The following is a 25,270-nucleotide window of genomic DNA, read 5'->3' as shown; positions in this document are numbered from 1 at the left end:
GCCCATTCCGTATATGGCACCGTACCGGGCTCCCACCTATTCCCGGCTCTCTGTAACGTCTCCAATATACGTACTCTTCTTACTTAAACGATTTGATTTATTTAATTTTTTATACACAAAAAGGGAGTACTCATCCTATAGAAAGGACGGGTACTCCCGTGGTGCCACCTTAATTCGTTACAAATGTAACGCACTTTACCGTATCAAAAACAATACGTGTCTCTTGTATCGATGAGATCATGTCGCCAAAGCCTACTTCTTTCGTTTCGGTTTGGAAGCTCCGAAGCCCATTCCACATCAATTCCATACTGATTCGCACCAACCATCAGCTCTCTGACATGTTCATCATGTGTACTCTTCTTCATCAACGCTTGCATTTTTTTAAGTTGCACTCATTATAGACCTGACTTTTTTCACAAGTCAATACTTTTTTAAAAATTTTATTTTTCTTTCCTTTCAATATTATATTGACAAAACAACCTCTTTTTATGTAAATATAATAAATACTCTATTAAAAATAAGGTTTTTTGTATGAATATTATATATTAAAAAAGTAAAATGACATCAAAAAACGCTTACATTTCTGAAAATTCTTATTTATATATGGATTTTTCAGAATAATCATGATAGATTATAAAGTGAAACTTTAATCAGTAGAGGGTGTTCATCCCCACTGATTATTAGTTGAACCAATCGGGCATTAACGGACAGTTGATCTCCCACCTAACTTCCTTGCCCAGCCAATTTTAAGGTGGGAGTTTTGCTGCCCGTTAATGCGGGATAAAAATATGCATAACGCATCAAAAGACCTGACAAAAGAAAGGGGAACTACATGAGTACGCAGATGTTAACTTTAACTTCTATCTCTATTTACATGCTCGGGATGTTAGTAATCGGCTATTTCGCCTACAAACGAACGTCCAACTTAACAGATTATATGCTTGGCGGGCGTACACTAGGCCCCGCAGTAACAGCATTAAGTGCTGGAGCATCCGATATGAGTGGTTGGCTTTTAATGGGATTACCCGGTGCAATGTTTAGCGTTGGATTAAGTAGTAGTTGGATTGCGATCGGCCTAACACTAGGCGCATACGCAAACTGGCTTTATGTCGCTCCTCGCTTACGTACCTACTCAGAAATTGCAAACAACTCTATTACTATTCCAGAATTTTTGGAACACCGTTTCCACGACAAATCTCATATGCTACGCTTAGTATCCGGACTTGTTATTATGATTTTCTTTACTTTTTATGTAGCTTCAGGATTAGTTTCAGGCGCTGTATTATTTGAAAATTCATTTGGCATGAACTATCATGTTGGATTATTCATTGTTGCAGGCGTTGTTGTCGCTTACACATTATTTGGTGGTTTCTTAGCAGTAAGTTGGACAGACTTCGTACAAGGAATCATTATGGTAGTCGCTCTTATTCTTGTTCCTATCGTAACAATTATGAATTCGAACGGACTTGGACCTGCATTTGATACAATTCGATCTGTAGATCCAACACGTCTAGATATTTTTAAAGGTGCCTCTACTTTAGGAATGATTTCTCTATTCGCATGGGGCCTTGGTTATGTCGGACAACCTCATATTATCGTACGCTTTATGGCAATTTCTTCTGTAAAAGAACTTAAAAGTGCACGAAGAATTGGTATGAGCTGGATGATTTTCTCTGTTGTTGGAGCTATGTTTACTGGTCTTATTGGTATTGCTTACTATTCACAACAAGAGTTAACATTATCTAACCCAGAAACAATTTTCCTTGAACTTGGAAAAATTTTATTCCACCCACTTATTACTGGATTTTTATTAGCCGCTATTTTAGCAGCGATCATGAGTACAATCTCATCTCAGTTACTCGTTACTTCTAGTGCCGTAACGGAAGACTTATATCGTACATTCTTCAAACGTTCTGCATCTGATAAAGAACTTGTATTTGTCGGTCGTATGGCTGTACTTGTTATTGCCTTAGTTGGGTGCGCTTTAGCGTTTAAACAAAATGATACGATTTTAGCTCTTGTTGGGTACGCTTGGGCTGGTTTTGGTTCTTCATTTGGACCTGCTATTTTATTAAGCTTATATTGGAAACGTATGACGAAATGGGGCGCGCTTGCTGGTATGATTTCTGGTGCCGCTACTGTTATTATATGGACTCAATTCAAATTCTTAAAAGATTTCTTATATGAAATGATTCCAGGTTTCGCTATTAGTTTACTAGCCATCGTAATTGTTAGTTTACTAACACAACCTTCAAAAGAAGTTGAAGAGCAATTTAAGGATTTCGAAAAACAACATCGTCATAATTTATAAAAAAAATCTCTGCTGTTATCGTAACAGCAGAGATTTTTTACAGTTCGACAATCTTCTTATCAAATTTAACAAATTCTTTATGTTTCGTTAAATTTAACATAACACTACTCCTTTATAGTATGAGTATCAGCACTTATACAGAAAGGGGACTCCAACATGTTAGCAGCTTTCCAGCAACAACAAACACGAAAATTTTCACCTATCACAAATACTTCTGCGTCTTGTTTAAACATGCAACCTAACCCGCCTAAAATTTCAATTGCTCCTTCTGTTATTTCAGTCATCGGTGTTCATATGGAAAAACATAAATTAAAAATAAAAACGGGACAAAACATTGTGTTATCAGCTTCCATTTTGCCAATACAAGCAACGCATAAAGAGCTTATTTGGTCAAATATGAATTCTGATATCATCACCATATATCCAAAAGGCGACACCGTGACAATTACTGGAAAAAACGCAGGTAGAGCAGTCGTAATTGTCACAACTGCTGAAGGCAAATTCCGTGACCTATGTGTCATTCATGTACAACCTTATATGACAAATCCAAAGTAAAAGAGTGGCTTTGGAGCCACTTTTTTACTTGATTTCAATATTTGAGTTTTTACTTTTTACAAGATTAATAAATTGTTCTTTATTTCTTGGAGAAATACTTTCTGTTTTATGTGTATCGTAAACAATTCCAAGTCGGTCAAATGATAATGCATGGGCTGCTATTGGATTTTTCGTATTTGAAATTTGTTTTATATCTCGTATAAATATACGTTTTGTAACGAGACCCGATCTAATCGTAATTATTTCTTCCCGGGCAATATATTTTGCCAAAAACCAACTCCAGCTAAACAACATTGCTAATGGAATTGTAAAAAGCAAAAGAAAATATTCTCTCCCTACAAAAATTGGTGCAAAACAAGCACCCAAAACAATAAAAAAAATTGGATATAACCATGTATCTTTTTTGATGGAAACTCCATTTCCCTCCCCTTTCTACGCCCGTATTTCTATAAAACAAAAAGAGAAGTATCACAACTTCTCTTTTCTCCCCTAACACTATAATTCCTGTGTGTACACCGGCTCGTTTACGACATTTTTTGCTGTTCGCTTTTGTTGCTGCAGTAAGAAAACAGATACACCAAACAATACGAGCATGCTACCGATAATTTGCATTGCATTTAATTTTTCTTCAAGTAAGAAGAACGCAAGTATAGATGCTCCAACAGGTTCTCCTAAAATACTCATTGAAATTGTCGTTGCATTTACATAATTTAATAGCCAGTTATTAATTACATGTGACACTGTCGGCACAACCGCAAGTAAAAGAAAAACGGTCCAATCCCACTTCGTATAACCTGTAAAGGGTACTTGCAATATGACATTATAAATCCCCATAAAAAGACCTGCGAATGCAAAGACTGTAAAGCTATAAATCCAGTGTGATACTTTCTTTACTGTCGTTTGCCCAATAAATAAATAACCGACAACTGCTATTACACTTAGAAAGGATAATATGTCTCCATAAATTGCTTGCTTACTTAAACCTAAATCTCCCCAACCAATGCACATTACGCCTAGAATAGCGATTCCCATCGTTGCAATGGCTGAATATGTTGTTCTTTCTTTAAACAGAAAAAAACCTCCAACTAAAGATACGATCGGTTGAAGTGCCAAAATAATTGTTGAACTAGCAACTGTTGTATGCTTTAAAGATTCAAACCATAAAAGAAAATGAAGTGCTAAAAAGAAACCAGATCCAATTAAAAAGCCCCAATCTTTCATTTGAATCCTATTAAATTCCTCTCTTTTTTTCCATACGATAGGCAGCATAATAAGTACGATAATCCATAAGCGGTACATACTTAATATTGAAGATGGTGCTGAGGACATCTTTACAAAAACTGCTGCAAAAGAAATAGCAATTATAGAAATAGCCAATGGTAGTGCGATTGATTTTTCTTGTTTCAAATCCTGTCTCCCCTCTCACCTGTCAAAAATCCCACTTCATTATATCCGTTTTCTTTCGTAACTTAAATACTAATTTTTTAGATTCTTCGTACCATTATGGTAAAATAGAAATTAAGGCACCAATTAGTGAATATTTATTTCCTTTTTCACTACAAGCGTCGCTCTTACAATCGTTACAGTAAATTTTTATTTAGGGGGATCTACATGAGTCAAACAATAGGGAGAATTGAAGAAATTTCATTTTATAGCGCATCACTTCAAGAAGACGTTACGCTTCTCGTTTATTTGCCAGTAAATTACACACCACTGCACAAACATACAGTTGTAATTGCACAAGATGGTAGAGATTATTTTCAGCTTGGTAAAGCGCACCGTGTAATTGAGCGCCTTCGTGAAACTGAAGAAATTGACCGTACAATTATTGTCGGTATTCCATATAAAAATGTACAGGATCGTAAAGAAAAATATTTCCCAAATGAAGTAAAAAATGCTGCATATATTCGTTTCCTTGCTCATGAACTTGCACCATATATTGATGAAAATTATCCAACGTACCAAATGGGAAAAGGTCGTGTTTTAATTGGTGATTCTCTTGGCGGAACAGTTTCCTTTATGACTGCACTTATGTATCCGCATACATTCGGTAAAATCGTTATGCAATCACCATTTGTGGATGAGACAGTGATGAACTTAGCAAAAGACTTCAAAGATCCACAAGCATTAGAACTGTATCACGTCATTGGTACAGAAGAAACGGCTGTAAAGCGTACTGATGGACAAGTATCTGATTTCGTAGAACCAAACCGTGAGTTAAATACACTTCTCACAGATAGAAATTTCATTACGCATTACGAGGAGTTTGAAGGTAATCATACTTGGAAATATTGGCAAACTGATTTACCGAAAGCCTTCTCTCATATTCTATCAATGAAATAATAGAGAGCAGTATTCAGAATAATTTGATATAATAGATAAAGAGATTTATTTATCTCAAAATCTAACTAGACTTACAAAGGGAGGAATTGGAACATGAAATTAGGCATTGTAATTTTTCCATCTAAAATGATTCAAGATAAAGCGAACGGATTGCGTAAGCGTTATGACCCGCACTACGCATTAGTTCCGCCACATATTACATTGAAAACACCCTTTGAGACGCAAGATGAACAATTAGAATCGATTGTAAACGAGCTACATACAATCGCAGGTAAAACGAATCCTTTCACCCTTCATGTTGGGAAAGTTGGTTCATTCGCACCTGTTAATAACGTCCTTTATTTTAAAGTAGAAAAAACACCTGAACTTACTTTCTTAAATGAAGAAATGCATGGCGGGTTATTCACACAAGAACGCGAATATGCTTTCGTACCTCACTTAACAATCGGACAAGGCTTATCAGATGCAGAGCATGCTGATGTATTGGGTCGATTACGTATGAAAGATTTCTATTATGAACAACCAATTGATCGTTTCCATCTTCTATATCAATTAGAAAATGGAACATGGACTGTACACGAAACATTCCACCTTGGAAAGGGGAACAACTAATTTGCACGCACAGATTGTACAAACGGACGAACAACTAAGAGATGCATTCTCTGTACGTAAACAAGTGTTTGTAAATGAACAACGTGTCTCTGCTGAAGAAGAGTACGATGAGTTTGAAGAAACTTCAACACACGTTGTTATATATGACAATGATGTTCCAGTTGGTGCTGGACGTTTTCGCACCCTTGATGGTATAGGGAAAATGGAACGCATTTGCGTGCTAGGTTCCCATCGTAAAAAAGGTATCGGAAAAATTGTTATGGATGCGCTTGAAGCGTATGCAAAAGAAAATTCGCTACCGAAATTGAAACTTCATGCTCAAACACATGCTGAAGATTTCTATAAAAAACTTGGCTATGTAACGAGTTCTGATGTATTTATGGAAGCAAATATCCCGCACGTCGTAATGATAAAAGAATTGTAATTTGAAAGCAGGAGGTGACCCCTCCTGTTTTTTACATTGCTATTTTCTTTTTCTTCCGCTAAAGTTAAATGTTGATGCTATAGTTTTGAAGGTGAACATATGACACAAGAAAAATTTTCACAAAAATCGTTAACACACGCCGATATTCCGCGTGCGACATATCATATTCCGAAAACATCTACCCATTTAATTATGGAAGAAGATGTAGATGCGGCTTATTTCCGCGCTCTCGAACAACAAAATGTTTTTTTAAATGAAAAACAATTAGAAGCCGTGCGCACAACAGAAGGTCCTGTTCTCACACTAGCTGGTGCTGGAAGCGGGAAAACATCTGTTTTAACAACTCGCGTTGGTTATTTAGTAAATGTAAAACAAGTTCATCCACGAAATATTTTATTACTTACATTTACACAAAAAGCAGCTGAAGAAATCCGAAGTCGTGTTGCGAAGTTACCAGGTATGAATCATGCAGCAAGTAGCTATGTTGTTGCTGGTACATTCCACTCTGTTTTCTTAAAATTGCTTCGTAGTCAAGGGTATAATCAGCAAATTTTAGCAAATGAAAAACATAAACAAATTATGATAAAGAAAATCTTAAAAGAATTGCGTTTAAAAGACGATTATGATGCGGAAACGATACTCGCGATGATTTCACTTGAGAAAAACAAATTAAATCGTCCGAAAGATGTAAAAGCGAAAACACCAGTGGAACAAGAATTTAAAGAAGTATATGAACGTTTTGAAGAAGTAAAACAACGATACAATTATATTGATTTCGATGACATCTTATTGGAAACATATTATATGTTAGAAAATAATGCTCCTTTACTAACTCAATTACAACAACGTTTTCACTACATTGAAGTAGATGAGTTTCAAGATACATCGTATGCACAATATGAAATTGTAAAATTGTTAGCCACACCAAGAAATAATTTGTTCATCGCAGGTGATGATGATCAAGCTATCTATGGCTGGCGAGGGGCAAGTCACCAAATTATTTTATCTTTTCCAAAAGAATTTGATAACACAACAATTATTGCACTAAATACGAATTATCGATCCAATCCCTTTATCGTCGGGCTTGGAAATGAAGTTATAAAATTAAATCAAGAACGTTTTGATAAAGAGCTATACTCCGTTCGTGAGGAAGGTGTACAACCTTTTTATGCAAGACCTGCTACGACTCTTGATGAAGCAAATCAAATTTTACAGCTCATTCAAGAAAAAGTGGATAGCGGTGAACGAAACTATAAAGATTTTTGTTTACTGTATCGCACACATTCTGTAAGCCGTTCGTTACTTGATCAGCTTACCATTCATAAAATCCCGTTTATTAAACACGGGGCGAGCCAATCATTTTATGAACATTCTTTAATTAAGCCTGTATTAGATCATTTAAGACTCGTGATTGAGCCGTTTCGACTAGAATCACTTTCAAACATATTGCCGACGATGTATATCGGACGTGATGATTGTATTTCATTTATTGAGCGTGAACAATGGAAATATGGTGAAGGCCGTTTTCCTTCTCTTCTTCATTTCTTATTATTAAATCCGAGCTTAAAACCTTTTCAAGTGAAAAAGGTAAATGAGCGTATTGATTTTATTAAATTTATTAAAGAATTAGAACCGAAAAAAGCATTAAAAGAAATCATTCATGGTAAAGGAAAATATTTAGAGTACTTACAAAGTAACGATCGTTCTTCCTTTACGATGCATAAAGACATACAAGAAGAAATGTTGGAAGAATTAATGGAGTCTGCAACTCGTTTCACCGATATTCCAGCTTATTTACAATTTATTGACGAAGCGATTCAAGGTCAAAAAGAAATGGAAGCATTAAAAACAATGCCGCAAAAAGATGCCGTTTCACTTATGTCAATTCATAACGCAAAAGGCCTTGAATTTCCGTGTGTCTTTTTACTTGGAGCGAGTGATGGGATCCTGCCGCATACTTCTTCTTTAAAAGATGCAAATGATCGTGTTACGGAAACTTCTGAAGCGTTAGAAGAAGAACGCCGATTACTTTATGTCGCCATTACACGTGCGAAAGAAGAACTTTACATTTCTTCTCCGCAATTTTTCAGAGGAAAGAAATTAGATATATCTCGTTTTTTATATACTGTGCGAAAAGATTTACCTGAAAAGACATCCACTAAATAAGGATGTCTTTTTTTATAATGCGTTATGTACATCCCTTCTATATAAATTCCTTGTTTTTATCATAAGAATTAACGTAATATCAACCATATCCCACTCATATTGTAATAGTGTATGTCAGAACTCACGAGAAGGAGTGAACATAATGAGCTGCAATTGTAATGAAGATCATCAACATGAGTGTGATTTCAACTGTGTATCGAATGTTGTTCGTTTTATACATGAACTACAAGAATGTGCAACGACAACATGTGGATCTGGTTGCGAAGTTCCATTTTTAGGTGCACATAACAATGCATCAGTAGCGAATACACGTCCTTTTATTTTATACACAAAAACTGGAGAACCTTTTGAAGCATTCGCACCATCTTCAAGCCTTACTAGTTGCCGATCTCCTATTTTCCGCGTAGAAAGTATAGATGATGATGACTGTGCTGTATTGCGTGTATTAACTGTAGTTTTAGGTGATGGTACCGCTGTACCACCTGGTGACGACCCAATCTGTACGTTTTTAGCTGTACCAAATGCAAGACTAATATCAACCTCCACTTGCATTACTGTTGATTTAAGTTGCTTCTGCGCTATTCAATGCTTACGCGATGTTTCTATTTAAAACTAAATAATGAGTTAAGCATGGATTGGGTGGCAGAATTATCTGCCACCCAATCCATGCTTAAAGAGTATTCTTATGTAAATTTCTTAAAATTGGGAACTTGTCTAGAACATAGAACCTGTCCTTTTCATTAACTGAAAGTAGAAACAGATAAAGGAGTGAAAAACATGTTCTCTTCTGATTGCGAATTTACTAAAATCGATTGTGAGGCGAAGCCAGCTAGTACACTACCTGCCTTTGGTTTTGCTTTCAATGCTTCTGCACCTCAGTTTGCTTCACTATTTACACCACTATTATTACCTAGCGTAAGTCCAAATCCAAATATTACTGTTCCTGTAATCAACGATACAGTAAGTGTCGGAGATGGCATTCGAATTCTACGAGCTGGTATTTATCAAATCAGTTATACATTAACAATTAGTCTTGATAACTCACCTGTTGCACCAGAAGCTGGTCGTTTCTTCTTATCATTAAATACGCCAGCTAACATTATTCCTGGATCAGGTACAGCAGTTCGTTCTAACGTTATTGGTACTGGTGAAGTAGATGTATCCAGTGGTGTTATTCTTATTAACTTAAATCCTGGTGACTTAATTCAAATTGTGCCAGTTCAGTTAATTGGAACTGTAGACATCCGCGCAGCAGCATTAACAGTTGCACAAATTAGTTAGTAAAAAGCGGTATTTCTAATACAGAAATACCGCTTTTTATATATAATAAAAAACACTCACAGTAGCATGAGTGTTTCATTCTTCATATTGTTTTATTGCGTTTTTCTTTTTCCCACAATTGCATCCCTTTTTCTTCACAAATCCTTGTTGTTGTAATTGTTCTTGATATGCCTGTTGTTGTGCTTGGTGTTGTTGCTGTATATGATACCACTGCTGCAGGTCATATGAATTTTGCCTTGGATTATTGCTCACAGCAAACATCTCCTCTACTGTCAATTCTGTCTATTTACTATATGAACAACTCTTTATTTCCGTTCCCTCATTCTTTTAAACTCCGCTTTTTCTCGTATTATGAAAATATATTATTCTCCCATAAAATATCCTGTAATTGTTTCAATGATTGCTGCTGCTCCTGCAATGGCTAATAATGCAAGTAACGGCTCCGCAACGATAGGAATCCAATTATATAAAACTAATAAAAAAGCACTAACCCATACACCTGTACACCAATAACAGCTTAATAATTCGCCAATCCACTTTCTTAATCCATTACCTTTAACTTTTGTAAACGTTGATACACTTCCATCCGGCTCCGTAATCTCTAATTCATCAATAAATGGTCTTCGCAAAAAGGCTGTTATTTTATCATATACAATTAAACGAGTGAGCCTAAAAGCAGCTAACGCAAAAATAAAAAATAAAAGCCAGCTTGTAAACAGCATAATTCCACCTTCCCTTATCCTCTTTCGCCTATTTAAAAAAAAAGGTCTTGAGATTGTGACCAAATCTCCTCGACTCCAATATCTTATTAATGTAAATACAAACAAGAAGATAAGGAGTGACATTAATGAGTTGTAACGAAAATAAACACCATGGCTCTTCTCATTGTGTAGTTGACGTTGTAAAATTCATCAATGAATTACAAGATTGTTCTACAACAACATGTGGATCTGGTTGTGAAATCCCATTCTTAGGTGCACATAATACTGCATCAGTAGCAAATACACGCCCTTTTATTTTATACACAAAAACTGGAGAACCTTTTGAAGCATTTGCACCATCAGCAAGCCTTACTAGCTGCCGATCTCCAATTTTCCGTGTGGAAAGCGTAGATGATGATAGCTGTGCTGTGCTACGTGTATTAACTGTAGTATTAGGTGACGGTACTCCAGTACCACCTGGTGACGATCCAATTTGTACGTTTTTAGCTGTACCAAATGCAAGATTAATATCGACAACTACTTGCCTTACTGTTGACTTAAGCTGTTTCTGTGCGATTCAATGCTTACGCGACGTTTCTATCGTAAAGTAAACTAAAAAACTATTGGGGTGGTAGAAGCATTCTACCACCTTTACATATTTAAAAGCCGGCCATACTAATCGATTGGATATCATCTATAGACAACCTAATATCTCTCATACTATTTTGCGGCATAATAGATACAATGCCATTACGATACGATATGATCGATCCAACATAAGAAACTGTAGCTGTTTTTATTCTGCACCTTACTTTCGGAATGTAATGAGGGCGGTTTAATAAAAAATGAATTTTTTCATCATTATTCATATCCTTAAATGATTTATTATACGGGACAGTTCTTACTGGCTCTTGCTGTTCTGGCTGTTCTTGCTCTGTCTGTTCTTCTTTTTCCTCTTCTTCTATTTTTTCTTCCACTTGCTGCTCTTCTTGTTGTTCTTGCTCTATTACCTCTTCCACAGCACTGCTTACAATATTTTCTTGTCTATTACTTTGCTCTTTTTGATCTTCATTTTCAAAGTTTGTCAGGATAATCCTTTTTATTTTCGGTGCAGCAAGTTCTAAACTCACTTGCGCAATATATAACAACGGTTTTCCAACTGTTGAACTTTTATTTTTATTCTTCACACTCGTCCCTCCCACTTCCATACGTAGCTGAATAAATCGTGTACTATTATAGTTATATTCATCACGTGGTAAGAACTTTCGTTAAAAATCGTTCTTTCTCAGAACAAATAAAAAGGACAATCTCAGCATTTAGAGATTGTCCTTTAAAAATTAATATTATATTTATCCTAGGATATGATACCCTGAATCAACGTGAATGTTTTCTCCTGTTACACCGCGTGCTAAATCACTGAATAGGAATACTGCTGTATCGCCAACTTCTTCTGGAGTTGTTGTACGACGAAGTGGTGCGCGCTCCTCAATTTCTCTTAAGATTGAGTTGAAATCGCCTACACCTTTTGCAGATAACGTACGAATTGGTCCTGCAGAAATAGCGTTGACGCGAATACCATGTTGACCTAAATCGTTCGCTAAATATTTCACGCTCGCTTCTAATGAAGCTTTCGCAACACCCATAACGTTATAATTTTTCACAACGCGCTCGCCGCCAAGGTATGTTAACGTTAAAATATTTCCGCCTTCTGTCATTACTTTCTTCGCTTCTCTTGCTACAGCTGTTAAAGAGAATGCACTAATATTTTGTGCAAGTAAAAATCCATCGCGAGAAGTATCTACAAATTCACCTTTTAAGTCATCGCGATTTGCAAAAGCAATACAATGTGCTACACCGTGAATAGTACCTACTTCTTGTTTAATTGTTTCAAAGCAAGCTGTAAGTTCCTCATCATTCGTTACATCACAAGGTAATACAAGTGATTCTTGTCCTTCTAATGTGTCCGCTAATTCACGAACATTTCTTTCTAAACGTTCTCCTGCATATGTGAATATTAATTTTGCACCTGCATTATGCAAAGAGCGAGCAATTCCCCATGCAATACTTCTTTGGTTCGCAACGCCCATAACGACAAATGTTTTCCCTTGTAATAGTTCCATGATATATCCTCCCAGAAATACTTATACTTGTTATTAGTACCTGATACTATAATTATAGTACCATAAAACCGCTTAAAGGCAAACAAAAAAGTCATTAACAGAAATTTGTTAATGACTTTTGGTTTCTATAAAAAACCGCTCTAATCCTTCTTCCCAAGACGGCATTTGTAAAAAACCATTTAATCGTAGCATGTTATGTTGAAAAATAGAATATTTTGGCCTCGCAGCCGCAGCCCCGAATTCTTCCGTTGAAACAGGTAATACATTCACTTTCATATTGGCATACGAAAATATCTTTTGTGCAAATTCAAACCAAGAGCATGAACCTCTGTTTGATACGTGGTATGTACCGTATAAAGAAGTATGAATGAGCTTATTAATAACCATATTTAAATCCGCCACATACGTAGGAGAGCCAACTTGATCCGCTACAACAGATATTTCATCTCTTTCTTTCCCTAATCGCATCATCGTTTTCACGAAATTGTTTCCATATTTACCATATAGCCACGATGTGCGAACGATAAAATATTTATTATGTAACTCTTTGACGAACTGCTCCCCCGCATACTTAGAGGCTCCATATATATTTATCGGCGCTGGACTATGAAATTCGCCGTATCCATCTGGTCTGGCGCCTTGAAATACATAATCAGTACTAATATAAACTAGCTTCGCCCCTACTAATTGTGAAGCAACCGCTACATTTCGAGCTCCGATTGCATTTATTCTATATGCAAGATCCTGCTCTTTCTCCGCATGATCTACTTTCGTATAGGCAGCACAATGAATAATTATATGTGGTTTTATTTCTTGTACTACTTGTTGTATTCGAGATATATTTGTCACATCTAATAACTTTTTATCAAATGGATATATATCATATTCTTCAGAGTTTAACTCTTCAAATAGTTGCTTTCCTAATTGACCGTTTGCTCCTGTTATGATAACCCTCTCTTTCATGTAACATGCCCCTTACTGGTCTTTTAGTGGTTTCCACCATTCCTTATTCTTTTCATACCATTTCACCGTCTCTTGTAATCCTTGTTCAAACGTATATTTCGGTTCCCAATCAAATTCATTCTTCATTTTCTCTGCATCAATCGCATAACGACGATCGTGTCCTAAACGATCTGTAACATATTCAATGTCTTTTTTTGTTTTTCCTAAAAGAGTAATAATTTGTTCCACAACTTCTACATTTGTTTTTTCATTATTTCCACCTATATTATATACTTCTCCTACACGTCCCTTATGCAAAACAACGTCAATCGCACTGCAATGATCTGTTACATGTAACCAATCTCTTACATTTAAACCATCACCATATAACGGTAGTTTTTTTCCTTCCAGTGCATTCGTAACCATTAACGGAATTAATTTTTCGGGATACTGGTACGGTCCATAATTGTTAGAACAACGCGTTACTATAACCGGTAATTGATATGTTTTATAGTAAGATAAAGCTATCATGTCCGCGCTCGCCTTACTTGAAGAATATGGACTATTTGGAGCTAACGGCGTTGTCTCTGTAAACTTCCCTGTTTTCCCTAAAGAGCCATACACTTCATCCGTTGATACTTGCACAAGTTTTATATGCGAATATTTTTTAACTAGTTCTAATAAAGTGACCGTCCCAATTACATTTGTATCATAAAAAGGAATCGGATTTTCAATACTACGGTCCACATGTGATTCAGCTGCAAAATTTACAATCACTTGTACGTCTCGCTCTTTTATAACGTATTCTAACAGCTCTCCATTTTGAATTTCTCCTTTTACAAAAGAGTAATTCGGGTGATTCTGAAGAGATTTTACGTTATTTAAATTCCCGCTATATGTTAATGCATCGTAATTAATAATTTTATATGATTCATAACTTTGTAGCATGTAATGAACGAAATTACTTCCAATAAATCCAGCCCCACCTGTTACTAATATATTCATAAACAACTCTCCTACTTAAAAACTATCTTCATATTCCTCTAGTAATGGCAATATCTGATCCTTATCGGACAATATAGGATCTGTTACTGGCCAAGGAATTGCTAAATCTTTATCTTCCCAAAGTAATCCAGAGTCGTGCTTTGCGCTATAATATTCATCTACTTTATACATAACGATAGTATGCGGGACAAGCGTGCAAAATCCATGCGCAAATCCTTTTGGCACTAGTAACTGCCGATGGTTATCTGCACTTAAAATATATCCTTTCCATTGTTTAAATGTTGGTGATTTTTTTCGTAAATCAACGATAACATCATAAATTGCCCCTTGCATAACTTGAATGAGTTTCGTTTGTGCTTTCGGTTTTTTTTGAAAGTGTAGTCCCCGAATCGTTCCTGCCTTAGCCGAATAAGATACGTTATCCTGTACAAATGAATACGTTATCCCTAATGTTTCTAGCACCTGCTTATTATAGCTCTCTGAAAAAAAGCCACGCTCGTCTCCAAACAACCTCGGTTCTAACAATTTTGCATCGGTAAAATTTGTTTCTACAACTTTCATATTCTCACCTATTCTCCGTTAAACTGTTTCCCAAAATTAATACCCCGTGCTAACGTATTCGCCTTTTGAAGCGAAGCATGAGTTCCCGCATCAGTCCACCAGCCGCTCATTTCATTATAAGTAAGTACCCCTCGTTTTAAATACCAATTATTTATATCTGTAATTTCAAGTTCTCCCCGTGCAGAAGGTTTTAATTCTTTAATATAAGAAAAGACTTTCGAATCATACAAATAAATTCCCGTAACCGCATAAGAACTTTTCGGCTCTTTCGGCTTTTCTTCAATTTCAACTATTTTTCGGTTTTGAATATTTGCTACGCCAAATCTTTCGGGATCTTCTACAGATTGCAATAGCACTTTCGCACCTTCTTTTTGATTTGCAAACTCTTTAACATACGGAAGAATATCATCTGAAAAAATATTATCCCCTAATATAACTACCATACGATCATTCCCGACGAAATCTTCACAAAGCCCTAACGCCTGTGCAATACCGCCTGCTTTATCTTGCACACGATACGTAAAGGACACGCCAAATTCATGACCGCTTCCTAAAAAGCTAACAACATCCCCCATATGCTCTTTACCTGTAATAATCATAATATCTGTAATATCACATTGTTTTAGCTTATATACCGCATGATAAATCATCGGATACCGACCAACAGGAAGTAAATGTTTATTCGTTACTTTCGTTATTGGATATAATCTAGATCCAGTACCACCTGCTAAAATAATTCCTTTCACTTTGCATCTCTCCTTTATGATGGAGATAATATATCTTTGTAATGTTCTACAAACACTTTCCGGTACTTCTCATATGTATCCGCATCAAACTCATCCCCGTTGTAATGAATACACCATAAATTTGCTTGATTTGGGATACCGATTAAATAACCAGCCCTTTGAAACTCTAAAGACTGTGACACATCATAAAAGTGAAACCCTTGAAACAAATCTTCTCGCCACGGAATATCATACTGCGTTGCCATGAATAAACCATCAATTGCCTGAACTGACAAAAATGGTTGATTACCATAAAAAACCTGATCTAAATTTAATAATTGATAATTCTGTCTTCTGTACTCAATCACTTTCCCTACTAAATTTTTTCCTTCCCACCATATCCCGTTATTCGGTAAAAACTGAGCTCCAGCGACTCCTATTAAACCAAGCTTTTCATTTTCTTTAAAAAGAGATATAAGTGTAGAAAACATGTCTCGATTAATAAGATATGTATCTTGATGTATATACACTTTGTATTTCGCTGGATATGAAAGGGCTCGGTTGTATGCACTCGCCATACTTTGTGCATCTCGTATCGGAAAAATTTGTACGACATAACCAGGGGGAACAAAAATGTTTCTTATTTGGCTCTCACATTGTTTGAAAAGCTCCTCATTATTTACACAAACAACGACTAATATTGTATGATCTTTCATTTTTGTCCCCCCTTTTATTCTTCCTTATTTACATCTGACATATAGTGTTCCACAAATATTTTTCGATACTTTTCATAGTTCGTCATATTCACATCAAAATGATAATGGATACACCAAGCATCGCGCTGTACAGGTACACCAACTGTATATCCTGCTTTTTTAAATTCAAACGATTGAGATACATCATAAAAATCAAATCCGTCAAATAAGTCTTCTCGCCACGGAACATCATATTGTGTCGCCATTAATAAACCATCAATACATTCTACAGGAATAAATGTTTTTGATTCATGATACGGTTGTTCTAAACTTGCCATATAAAACAAATCATTCATATAACCAATGACCTTTCCTACAATTCCACGCCCTTCGTTCCATACACCAGTTGGAGGAACATATTGCGCTCCAACCATCCCAATCATACCAAGATGTTCATGTTCCTCAAATAATTGAAGTAATCCGTATAAAAAGGCTCTATTTATAATAAAAACATCTTGATGTATATACACTTTATACTTTGCTGGATGCGAAATGGCTTGATTGTATCCACTCGTCATACTTTTCGCATTTCGAATCGGCATAAATTGGACAATATATCCTGGCGGTACTAACAATTGCAATATATGTCGCACGCAGTTTGCATACAATTTCCGATCATTTATACATGTAACAAATAATATTGTTTTGTCTGCAGCACTCATAATTGTGATTTTTCAGCTTCAATAATATACTGAAATACAACTGTCTCAGCCATGAAGCCACTTCCAAGACGATATTTTTTACAAATTCCATATAACTCCTCAATAAGTGGCTCATACATTTTATGATCAACATATACACGATCTACTTTACTAATTGAATATCCTGCTTTTAAAAACATTCTTAGCATTTCATTGAATGTAAAGAAACGAATATGTGTTTTATCTAATAAACCATATTCTGTATACGTCCAATTTCCAGCAAGCAAGGGAGCTAATACTGAAATATGAGCAACGTTTGGTATACTTGCTAAAATCACACCATTTTGCTTTATATATGGCTTTACTTTTTCTATTACAGCCCATGGATTAAATAAATGCTCTAATACATCCCCAAATATGACGCAATCAAATTGCCCCTCCTCATAAGGAAGATCTATTTTTTCTATATCCCCTAACATAACATGATCTAGTCTTTCCTTCGCTTTTTCTGCCGCCTCTGGAAATGCCTCAATTCCTGATACACGTGTACCGTTTTCTTTAATAGCTGCTCCCAATGCACCGCTTGAGCAACCAATATCAAGAACTTCTTTCCATTCCTTTTTTATATGCTTTAATAAATTCGGATTCGCTGCATTATAATAATGCTCGGATTTTTCTTCATATAAAGAACTTTTTTCGCGACTCATTTCACACACTCCTTATGCAAATTGAATTAGAAATATAAATCTCATATGAATTCTATAAAGTGCAGATTTTGTTCATCCCCCACTGATTATTAGCCCAAAAATAGTAGTATAAAACCTTTTATTTATATTGGTTACGTTACTGATACTCTAATATATAACCAATCTATTAGAGTTAGAATAACGATAAATCATTTCTAAAAAACGAAACCTATTACACTTTATATGGTTTATCAAAAACTCCCCGAAAATATTTACGGTTATATTCAATTGCAGCATTATTCGGAACATAAGAAGCTGCTAATTCATTGTAATAATACGCTTTATCCTGCTCCCCTAACCTGCTATAACAAATACACATTTGTAAATAGGGTAGCCATGTGTAGCTAGCTGGACTATGGAAAGGACTCTCCGTTTCCATTGGTACTTCCGTTGCAAGTTTAAACCAAAATATCGCTTCATTATATTTTTCTTGTTCCATATATATATATCCTATTCTTGTACAATTCTCTCCTCTAGGGACGCCATACCGAAACGACTTCACACAAGATTCGATTGCCTTCTCCCACATTCCGAGCTTTGCATAGCAATCTCCTAACTTACCACATGCATAAATTTTTTCTTCATACCATCCTTCGTCTTGATTAAGAAATGTTTCATATAGAAGAACTGCATCATCATATTTTTGGTTATCCGTAGATTCATTTGCGTAATAAAATAAATCTCTTGGACTCAATTCTTCTCCTGCCGCTACAGTATTTTGAAAAATTTTCAAATTACGATTTGTTACTTTTTTTTCTTTTTTATGTGTAATAGCAACATTACTACTAAAAACCTCACCAGAAATAGCTAAATACTCATGAACCTTTCCAAACCATTGGAATTGTTTTTCACGCTTTACAAGTCGATTTCTTTTTGTACAATATAAAGGTTTCCCGTTAGAATCCATCGCAAGATGATAAGGCATCGAAACAGCATCAATTTTAGGATCTAATTCTCTTTTTAAAAGTTTCAATGCTTCTTGAGCATCTTCTAATAATACGTCATCTGCATCTAGCCACAATATATACTCTTGCGTCGCTTTTGAAAAAGAAAAATTTCTTGCTGCCGCAAAATCATCAATCCACTGGAAATCATATATGTTAGAAGTGTATTTCTCTACGATTTCTTTCGTTCGATCGACGGAACCTGTATCAACTACTATAATTTCATCCACAATTTTCTCAACTGTGTCTAAACAACGGGCTATTGTCTCCTCCTCATCTCGAACAATCATACATAAACTAATTGTAATTCCTTGCTTGTTCAACATAATCACCCTCTTCCAAATCAATCATATGTTATACATATACTAAACTTTCCATTTTTTTAAATTGTTCAAGCAGTTTAAGATTTCTTTTCAATAATTCAAATGTCCGTGTCATTTTCTTTCGGTTTTGCATCTACTATATAATGAACGCTTTATGGAGGTGAATTTATGTCAAATAATAATTATTCAAATGGATTAAATCCCGATGAATCTTTATCAGCTAGTGCATTTGACCCTAATCTTGTAGGACCTACTTTACCACCGATACCACCGTTTACCCTTCCGACTGGGCCTACTGGGCCTACTGGACCGACTGGACCTACCGGGCCTACTGGACCTACCGGGCCTACCGGGCCTACTGGACCTACCGGGCCGACCGGGCCTACTGGACCTACTGGACCGACTGGTGACACTGGGACTACTGGACCTACCGGGCCTACTGGTGACACTGGGGCTACTGGACCTACCGGGCCTACTGGTGACACTGGGGCTACTGGACCTACCGGGCCTACTGGTGACACTGGGGCTACTGGACCTACCGGGCCTACTGGTGACACTGGGGCTACTGGACCTACCGGGCCTACTGGTGACACTGGAGCTACTGGACCTACCGGGCCTACTGGGGCTACTGGACCGACTGGACCGACTGGACCATCCGGACTAGGACTTCCAGCAGGATTGTATGCATTTAACTCCGCTGGAATTTCTTTAGATCTTGGACTTAATGCTCCAGTACCATTTAATACTGTTGGATCTCAGTTTGGTACAGCAATTTCTCAATTAGATGCTGATACTTTCGTTATTGCTGAAACTGGATTCTATAAAATCACTGTTATCGTATATACTGCGGCAATAAGTGTATTAGGGGGGCTTACAATCCAAGTAAATGGGGTATCTGTACCAGGTACTGGGGCTACTTTAATCTCAGTTGGAGCACCTATCGTTGTTCAAGCAATTACGCAAATTACGACAACTCCATCATTAGTTGAAGTAATCGTTACAGGACTTGGGCTATCATTGGCTCTTGGTACAAATGCATCTATTATTATTGAAAAAGTTGCTTAATTTTTTACTTAGCAGTAAAACTGTTATCAGTTTTACTGCTTTTTCAATTTTAAATTCAATCATGAAACATTCGCTATCTACATAATCATATTGTTGTATGACATTTTGCAGGAGGCACAAATATGGAAAGTAAATCTGCTATTCAGCTTTATCTCGAATTGCTAAAGAAGACAATTTTATTTGAAATATGGTTGGAATATGAGGCATACTTACCCGCATCTCTACATATTTCGAAAGAACTAGAATTCGAACCAGTTACAGTCCCCCTCCCTTTATTCATTAAGCAATATGCTGAAAACCATAACTTAAAAATTGTAAAACCAAATGTTTCAAAAAGTGAACGTCATGATGGAATGGATTGGCCAAGAGCAGCACATAGCATGATTGGTCGAGAACGTATGAACCAATTACAAGAGGCAATGGAAACCGTTGTTCGTGAAAATATAGAAGGAGATTTTATTGAAACAGGTGTATGGCGCGGAGGATCATGCATTTTTATGAATGGTTTTTTACAAGCAAACAACATTACGAATCGTAACGTGTGGGTCGCAGATTCATTTGAAGGTTTGCCAGCACCGAATCTAGAACAATATCCAAAAGATTACGGTGATTATTTACACACATTCGATTACTTACGCGTCTCTTTAGAACAAGTACAAGAGAATTTCAAAAAATATGATTTACTAAATGATCAAGTGAAATTTTTAAAAGGTTGGTTTAAAGATACTTTACCAACAGCACCAATTGAAAAAATAGCAATTGCACGGCTTGATGGTGATATGTACGAATCCACAATGGATGGTCTCGTGAACTTATATGATAAAGTTTCTAAAGGTGGCTATATAATTATCGATGACTACGGGCTACCGCCATGCGCTGAGGCTGTGACAGACTTTAGAAATCAACGGAATTTAAAAGCCCCTATTACTAAAATTGATGTATTTGGCGTTTATTGGAGAAAAGAATAAAAAAAGATTTAATCTATAGGAGATTCTATTTTCACTCATCCTTCTCTCACTTCTAATCCAATTAAGTATTCTTTTTCGGAATCTCCTTACATATAACAATTGTTTTCCTGTGTTCTCTCACTACAAATTGAAAATTTTATTAATAGATTTACTGCATCTTCTCATACAAGAAAGGGGTATACTCATGAGCGAACTTAACAAAGAAATGACTTTACTCCCCCCTCCTGAACTCGTCCAATATGTAGGTGGCGACTTCAAAAAAGTTGGAAAAGAGTTCCTAAAGTATTTTATTCAAATTGGCGCTTTAAAATCAAATGAAAAAGTATTAGATGTAGGCTGCGGCGTCGGCCGAATGGCTGTACCATTATTGAATTACTTAAATGATGATGGAGCGTATTATGGATTTGATTTGTTTAAAGATGGAATTATTTGGTGTCAAAATAACATTTCAACTATGCGTAATAATTTTCACTTTGAACATGTTGACATATACAATCAATTCTATAATCCGGAAGGAAAAGAAGATGCCTCTCAATATCGTTTTCCCTATGAAGACGAAACATTCGATTTTATCTTTTTAACTTCTGTATTTACACATCTTCTCCCAAAAGAATTAGAACATTACGTATCTGAAATTGTACGTGTATTAAAAAAAGACGGGAGATGTTTCATTACATTCTTTCTTATAAACCCTGAATCGTCCTATTATTTAAATGCAGGACAAAGTACATTAGGTTTTTATCATCGAATCGAAAATTGCTACGTTGTAAATAAAGATATTCCGAATTTCGCAGTTGCTTATCCTGAGACAGATATTTGCAATCTATTGAATAAGTACGGCCTAGAAATAATTAATAAGCCGCATTACGGTTTATGGTGCGGCAGAAATGAATATACAAGTTACCAAGATATTGTTCTTACAAAAAAAAGCTTCTGAAAGGAAGTTATGTATGATGAATGAAAAAAATCCACCTCTCGTTTCCATCCTTATTCCCACTTATAATCGGCCTCATTATTTCAAAATTGCTCTAGAAAGTGCATTGGCACAAACTTATTCAAATATTGAAATCATCATCGGAGATGATAGTACAAATGATGAAACAGCAACTTTAATACGCGAACAATACTTACCAAATTATAAAAATATAACATACATTCGAAATATCCCTACTCTAGGACAATTTCACAATGACCTTATGCTCATAGAAAAATCAAATGGTGAGTATATAAATTTTTTAATGGACGATGACGTGTTTTATAAGCATAAAATACAAAAAATGATGGCCTATTTTGAGCAAGATCCCAATAAAAATCTTGCTCTTGTTACTTCTTATCGAGTACGTATTGATGATCATGGAAATCTAATCGGTGATTCCCATCCAACACAAAGGTTATATAGTGAAGACACTCCATTAAACGGGATATTTTTAGGTAATTGGATGTTAAAAGGTGGGCACAACATTATCGGTGAGCCTACAACTACTTTGTTCCGAAAAGAATTGCTCACTGATCCTTTTGGTACCCTTAAAGAGCGACAATATTCTTGTAGTGTTGATATGGCCTCATGGATTTCTTTACTTTCTAAAGGAAATGCAATATACATTTCTGAGCCTTTAAGTCAATTTCGCTACCATGCTGGACAACAAATACACAATAAGCTCCTTCAAGGTTGTGAAGATTTCACACACCTCGTTATAACAGCAAAAGAATATGGCTTTTTACAAAATACTACGGACTATAGAGCAGCTCTACTTAGTGCTTACCAATGGTGTAAAAGTTCCTTAAAATACTATCTTCATCAACTAGATATTTTTCCTGACGCACATGTACGTCTTTCCCATTGTTTGGATATAATTATTAAAGAGTTAAACAATTAAACTACTCTGCAAAATCAAAAGTGTATGGGCTATATGCGAATCATTCGTATAGTTCATACATTCTTTCTCATACTATAAAATCCATTACTATAAAGAGCAGTAGAAAGGAATACCTACATTGAAAGATCCAAATTCTCAATATCAAATAGACTACGTATTACTATTTATTTTATTTGCCATTGGGATTGTTAGTTGTTGTGCTATTGCAAGTGCGCAAGCCTCTTTACCACCATTTTTACAAAACGTCAATTTTGTACTAAAGCAAATCCAATGGTACTTCATTGGATTTATAGCCATTGGTGTTATTATGATTATCGATTTCGATCGTTATCAAAAAATTGCTTGGTATTTGTATAGCTTTGCAATGGTACTACTTATAGGACTAGAACTTCAAGTACCAGGTGCCGTTACAATTAAAGGCGCTACTGCTTGGTACAGGCTCTCAGGCATCGGAAATTTTCAGCCTTCTGAAATTATGAAATTATTTTTAATTATCGTCATTGGACGAATTATAGCAAATCATAATGAGAAATATTTTTCCAGAACAGTGCGTGACGATTTTTTATTACTTGGAAAAATATTTGCGACAAGTTTGCCACCACTACTACTTATTGCAAAAGAACCAGATTTAGGAAACACAATGGTCATTTCAGCGATGCTTGCAGCAATGATACTAGTTTCTGGCATACGATGGCGTTTTATTTTCGGATTAGTTTCAGGTACTTTCGTCGCTGGATCTACATTAATATATATTTTTTTTACTCACACAGATTTCTTTAAAGCACACATTTTAAAAGAATATCAACTAAATCGCTTCTACGGATGGTTAGCACCTTACAAATATGATGCACAAGGCTATCAATTAAGACAAGCATTCTTAGCGACTGGATCCGGAGAAATGCAAGGAAAAGGATGGGAAAATGGACAAGTATATTTTCCAGAACCACATACAGATTTTATTTTCACTAATGTCGCTGAACAATTTGGATTTCTAGGCGCAAGTGTCATTATTTCACTTTTTTTCTTACTCATTTTTCGAATGATTCATATCGCTTTAGAAAGTAATGACCCTTTCGGTAGTTACATTTGCGCTGGTACAATCGGAATGTTTACTTTCCAAGTATTCCAAAATATCGGGATGACAATCGGATTACTTCCCATTACAGGGATAACATTACCTCTTATGAGCTACGGAGGAAGTTCACTACTTACATACATGATTGCGATTGGATTCATTTTAAATGTTCGCTCAAGAACGAAAATCTTTATGTTTAAATGAACAACAAAAAAACGCTATATTTTTATCTCTATCCTTTTTTAGATATACTAATGAAAAATACGATGGAGGTTTAAATATGAAATATGACATTATAGGAGATATTCATGGATGCTTCCAAGAGTTTCAAAATTTAACAGAGAAGCTAGGATATAACTGGAGTAGCGGTCTACCGGTTCACCCTGACCAACGTAAACTTGCATTCGTTGGCGATATTACAGACCGTGGTCCTCATTCATTACGTATGATCGAAATTGTATGGGAACTTGTCATACATAAAAAAGAAGCTTATTACGCTCCTGGAAATCACTGTAATAAACTATATCGATTTTTCCTTGGACGTAATGTAACAGTCGCTCACGGACTTGAAACAACTGTTGCTGAATATGAAGCACTTCCTTCTCATAAGCAAAACATTATAAAAGAAAAGTTTACCACTCTTTATGAACAATCACCGCTCTACCACATACTAGATGAAAAAAGAGTAATCGTATGTCACGCTGGGATTCGGCAAGATTACATAGGAAGACGAGATAAAAAAGTACAAACCTTTGTATTATATGGCGATATTACAGGAGAAAAGCATGCCGATGGCTCACCTGTCCGTCGTGATTGGGCGCAAGAATACAAGGGGCAAGCTTGGATTGTATATGGACATACACCAGTAGCAGAACCTCGATTCGTCAATCAGACAGTCAATATTGATACTGGTGCTGTATTTGGTGGCAAATTAACCGGATTACGTTATCCTGAAATGGAGACTATCTCTGTCCCTTCTTCGTTACCTTTTGTCGCTGAGAAATTCCGTCCAATTTCATAACTACCTTACTTAGCATTATTTAGGCAGATCTCATATAAAACTAGGTAAAGTAATTAAAAAAAGATGCAATAAAGTGCATCTTTTTTTAATTACCCTACATATAATGTCG

Annotated in this window: 28 protein-coding genes, 1 pseudogene and 2 other annotated features (1 of these 31 only partly in view); of the genes and pseudogenes, 15 read left to right on the top strand and 14 right to left on the bottom strand. The window is 35.8% G+C overall.

The annotated features are described in order from the left end of the window. Nucleotides 1-97, bottom strand: a binding site (T-box leader); it reaches 148 nt to the left of the window's first position. A gap of 42 nt (nucleotides 98-139) precedes the next feature. Continuing rightward, nucleotides 140-377 (bottom strand) — a binding site (T-box leader). A gap of 455 nt (nucleotides 378-832) precedes the next feature. Next, a complete protein-coding gene (gene putP, locus QCI81_RS20445) occupies nucleotides 833-2,311 on the top strand; it encodes a sodium/proline symporter PutP (RefSeq protein WP_071730652.1) in 1,479 nt (492 codons plus the stop codon). Between the two features lie 156 nt (nucleotides 2,312-2,467). After that, nucleotides 2,468-2,866, top strand: coding sequence for an Ig-like domain-containing protein (locus QCI81_RS20440; RefSeq protein WP_071730650.1), 399 nt, complete (start codon nucleotides 2,468-2,470; stop codon nucleotides 2,864-2,866). Nucleotides 2,867-2,890: 24 nt separating this feature from the next. On the opposite strand, the pseudogene QCI81_RS20435 reads toward QCI81_RS20440, so the two are convergent. Continuing rightward, a pseudogene (locus QCI81_RS20435) lies at nucleotides 2,891-3,285 on the bottom strand (PH domain-containing protein). Nucleotides 3,286-3,361: 76 nt separating this feature from the next. Continuing rightward, complete coding sequence (locus QCI81_RS20430; RefSeq protein WP_071730646.1) at nucleotides 3,362-4,273, bottom strand: DMT family transporter; 912 nt, start codon at nucleotides 4,271-4,273, stop codon at nucleotides 3,362-3,364. Between the two features lie 204 nt (nucleotides 4,274-4,477). Between QCI81_RS20430 and QCI81_RS20425 the strand changes: the two genes are divergently transcribed. The 6 genes from QCI81_RS20425 (at nucleotide 4,478) to exsF (ending at nucleotide 9,692) form a co-directional block, all read left to right on the top strand. Further along, nucleotides 4,478-5,209, top strand: coding sequence for an alpha/beta hydrolase (locus QCI81_RS20425; protein WP_064532925.1), 732 nt, complete (start codon nucleotides 4,478-4,480; stop codon nucleotides 5,207-5,209). Between the two features lie 93 nt (nucleotides 5,210-5,302). Next, nucleotides 5,303-5,821, top strand: coding sequence for a YjcG family protein (locus QCI81_RS20420; protein ID WP_000765871.1), 519 nt, complete (start codon nucleotides 5,303-5,305; stop codon nucleotides 5,819-5,821). A gap of 1 nt (nucleotide 5,822) precedes the next feature. Then, nucleotides 5,823-6,245, top strand: coding sequence for a GNAT family N-acetyltransferase (locus QCI81_RS20415; RefSeq protein WP_000543305.1), 423 nt, complete (start codon nucleotides 5,823-5,825; stop codon nucleotides 6,243-6,245). A 99-nt stretch (nucleotides 6,246-6,344) separates the two neighbouring features. Then, a complete protein-coding gene (locus QCI81_RS20410; RefSeq protein WP_000191194.1) occupies nucleotides 6,345-8,411 on the top strand; it encodes an ATP-dependent helicase in 2,067 nt (688 codons plus the stop codon). Nucleotides 8,412-8,553: 142 nt separating this feature from the next. Beyond that, nucleotides 8,554-9,021 carry a spore coat protein CotY gene (gene cotY, locus QCI81_RS20405; protein ID WP_001277719.1) on the top strand — a complete coding sequence of 156 codons (468 nt, stop codon included), beginning with the start codon at nucleotides 8,554-8,556 and terminating at the stop codon, nucleotides 9,019-9,021. Between the two features lie 167 nt (nucleotides 9,022-9,188). Next, the gene (gene exsF / locus QCI81_RS20400; protein ID WP_000492939.1) at nucleotides 9,189-9,692 is read left to right on the top strand and encodes an exosporium protein ExsF; all 504 of its coding nucleotides are present in this window, start codon (nucleotides 9,189-9,191) and stop codon (nucleotides 9,690-9,692) included. 75 nt (nucleotides 9,693-9,767) lie between these two features. Here the strand turns inward: exsF and QCI81_RS20395 are convergent, their stop codons facing one another. Further along, the gene (locus QCI81_RS20395; protein ID WP_023521433.1) at nucleotides 9,768-9,953 is read right to left on the bottom strand and encodes a hypothetical protein; all 186 of its coding nucleotides are present in this window, start codon (nucleotides 9,951-9,953) and stop codon (nucleotides 9,768-9,770) included. Nucleotides 9,954-10,054: 101 nt separating this feature from the next. Next, nucleotides 10,055-10,414 (bottom strand): DUF1360 domain-containing protein, encoded by a 360-nt coding sequence (locus tag QCI81_RS20390; RefSeq protein ID WP_000899664.1) that lies wholly within the window; start codon nucleotides 10,412-10,414, stop codon nucleotides 10,055-10,057. A 125-nt stretch (nucleotides 10,415-10,539) separates the two neighbouring features. Between QCI81_RS20390 and exsY the strand changes: the two genes are divergently transcribed. Continuing rightward, complete coding sequence (exsY, locus tag QCI81_RS20385) at nucleotides 10,540-11,004, top strand: exosporium assembly protein ExsY (protein ID WP_001277739.1); 465 nt, start codon at nucleotides 10,540-10,542, stop codon at nucleotides 11,002-11,004. Nucleotides 11,005-11,052: 48 nt separating this feature from the next. Here the strand turns inward: exsY and QCI81_RS20380 are convergent, their stop codons facing one another. The 10 genes from QCI81_RS20380 to QCI81_RS20335 form a co-directional block, all read right to left on the bottom strand. Continuing rightward, nucleotides 11,053-11,601: a spore coat CotO family protein gene (locus tag QCI81_RS20380; protein ID WP_081366311.1), complete on the bottom strand. Its 549-nt coding sequence runs from the start codon at nucleotides 11,599-11,601 to the stop codon at nucleotides 11,053-11,055. A gap of 141 nt (nucleotides 11,602-11,742) precedes the next feature. Then, a complete protein-coding gene (fabI, locus tag QCI81_RS20375; RefSeq protein ID WP_000421885.1) occupies nucleotides 11,743-12,513 on the bottom strand; it encodes an enoyl-ACP reductase FabI in 771 nt (256 codons plus the stop codon). A gap of 108 nt (nucleotides 12,514-12,621) precedes the next feature. Beyond that, nucleotides 12,622-13,476 (bottom strand): dTDP-4-dehydrorhamnose reductase, encoded by an 855-nt coding sequence (rfbD, locus tag QCI81_RS20370; RefSeq protein ID WP_000664660.1) that lies wholly within the window; start codon nucleotides 13,474-13,476, stop codon nucleotides 12,622-12,624. 12 nt (nucleotides 13,477-13,488) lie between these two features. After that, nucleotides 13,489-14,460, bottom strand: a complete 972-nt coding sequence (rfbB, locus tag QCI81_RS20365) for a dTDP-glucose 4,6-dehydratase (protein ID WP_064532919.1) — start codon at nucleotides 14,458-14,460, stop codon at nucleotides 13,489-13,491. A 15-nt stretch (nucleotides 14,461-14,475) separates the two neighbouring features. Then, a complete protein-coding gene (rfbC, locus tag QCI81_RS20360) occupies nucleotides 14,476-15,021 on the bottom strand; it encodes a dTDP-4-dehydrorhamnose 3,5-epimerase (protein WP_000869417.1) in 546 nt (181 codons plus the stop codon). A gap of 8 nt (nucleotides 15,022-15,029) precedes the next feature. Further along, nucleotides 15,030-15,767: a sugar phosphate nucleotidyltransferase gene (locus tag QCI81_RS20355; protein WP_071730641.1), complete on the bottom strand. Its 738-nt coding sequence runs from the start codon at nucleotides 15,765-15,767 to the stop codon at nucleotides 15,030-15,032. Nucleotides 15,768-15,781: 14 nt separating this feature from the next. Further along, nucleotides 15,782-16,462, bottom strand: coding sequence for a glycosyltransferase family protein (locus QCI81_RS20350; RefSeq protein ID WP_000651524.1), 681 nt, complete (start codon nucleotides 16,460-16,462; stop codon nucleotides 15,782-15,784). Nucleotides 16,463-16,476: 14 nt separating this feature from the next. Then, nucleotides 16,477-17,163, bottom strand: coding sequence for a glycosyltransferase family protein (locus QCI81_RS20345; RefSeq protein WP_064532916.1), 687 nt, complete (start codon nucleotides 17,161-17,163; stop codon nucleotides 16,477-16,479). Beyond that, entirely contained in the window at nucleotides 17,160-17,849 is a 690-nt protein-coding gene (locus QCI81_RS20340) for a class I SAM-dependent methyltransferase (protein WP_064532914.1), read from the bottom strand. The genes QCI81_RS20345 and QCI81_RS20340 overlap by 4 nt, the downstream gene beginning before the upstream one ends. A 211-nt stretch (nucleotides 17,850-18,060) precedes the next feature. Continuing rightward, nucleotides 18,061-19,158, bottom strand: a complete 1,098-nt coding sequence (locus QCI81_RS20335; protein ID WP_064532912.1) for a glycosyltransferase — start codon at nucleotides 19,156-19,158, stop codon at nucleotides 18,061-18,063. A 165-nt stretch (nucleotides 19,159-19,323) separates the two neighbouring features. Between QCI81_RS20335 and QCI81_RS20330 the strand changes: the two genes are divergently transcribed. From QCI81_RS20330 to prpE, 6 genes are all read left to right on the top strand, one after another. Then, entirely contained in the window at nucleotides 19,324-20,220 is an 897-nt protein-coding gene (locus QCI81_RS20330; protein WP_353810880.1) for a BclA C-terminal domain-containing protein, read from the top strand. A 122-nt stretch (nucleotides 20,221-20,342) separates the two neighbouring features. Then, nucleotides 20,343-21,188, top strand: coding sequence for a TylF/MycF family methyltransferase (locus QCI81_RS20325; RefSeq protein WP_064532909.1), 846 nt, complete (start codon nucleotides 20,343-20,345; stop codon nucleotides 21,186-21,188). A gap of 184 nt (nucleotides 21,189-21,372) precedes the next feature. Further along, nucleotides 21,373-22,125: a class I SAM-dependent methyltransferase gene (locus QCI81_RS20320; RefSeq protein ID WP_064532907.1), complete on the top strand. Its 753-nt coding sequence runs from the start codon at nucleotides 21,373-21,375 to the stop codon at nucleotides 22,123-22,125. Between the two features lie 13 nt (nucleotides 22,126-22,138). Next, a complete protein-coding gene (locus QCI81_RS20315) occupies nucleotides 22,139-23,065 on the top strand; it encodes a glycosyltransferase family 2 protein (protein ID WP_071731617.1) in 927 nt (308 codons plus the stop codon). Between the two features lie 118 nt (nucleotides 23,066-23,183). Next, complete coding sequence (locus tag QCI81_RS20310) at nucleotides 23,184-24,344, top strand: FtsW/RodA/SpoVE family cell cycle protein (RefSeq protein WP_053565012.1); 1,161 nt, start codon at nucleotides 23,184-23,186, stop codon at nucleotides 24,342-24,344. Between the two features lie 76 nt (nucleotides 24,345-24,420). After that, nucleotides 24,421-25,161 (top strand): bis(5'-nucleosyl)-tetraphosphatase PrpE, encoded by a 741-nt coding sequence (prpE, locus tag QCI81_RS20305; protein WP_063546802.1) that lies wholly within the window; start codon nucleotides 24,421-24,423, stop codon nucleotides 25,159-25,161. The last annotated feature ends 109 nt before the right edge of the window (nucleotides 25,162-25,270 follow it).

The organism is Bacillus cereus group sp. MG20 (assembly GCF_040459885.1).
GTDB classification, from domain to species: domain Bacteria; phylum Bacillota; class Bacilli; order Bacillales; family Bacillaceae_G; genus Bacillus_A; species Bacillus_A cereus.
Note: the sequence above shows the minus strand (reverse complement) of the source record. Positions and strands in the feature narration are given on the sequence as shown.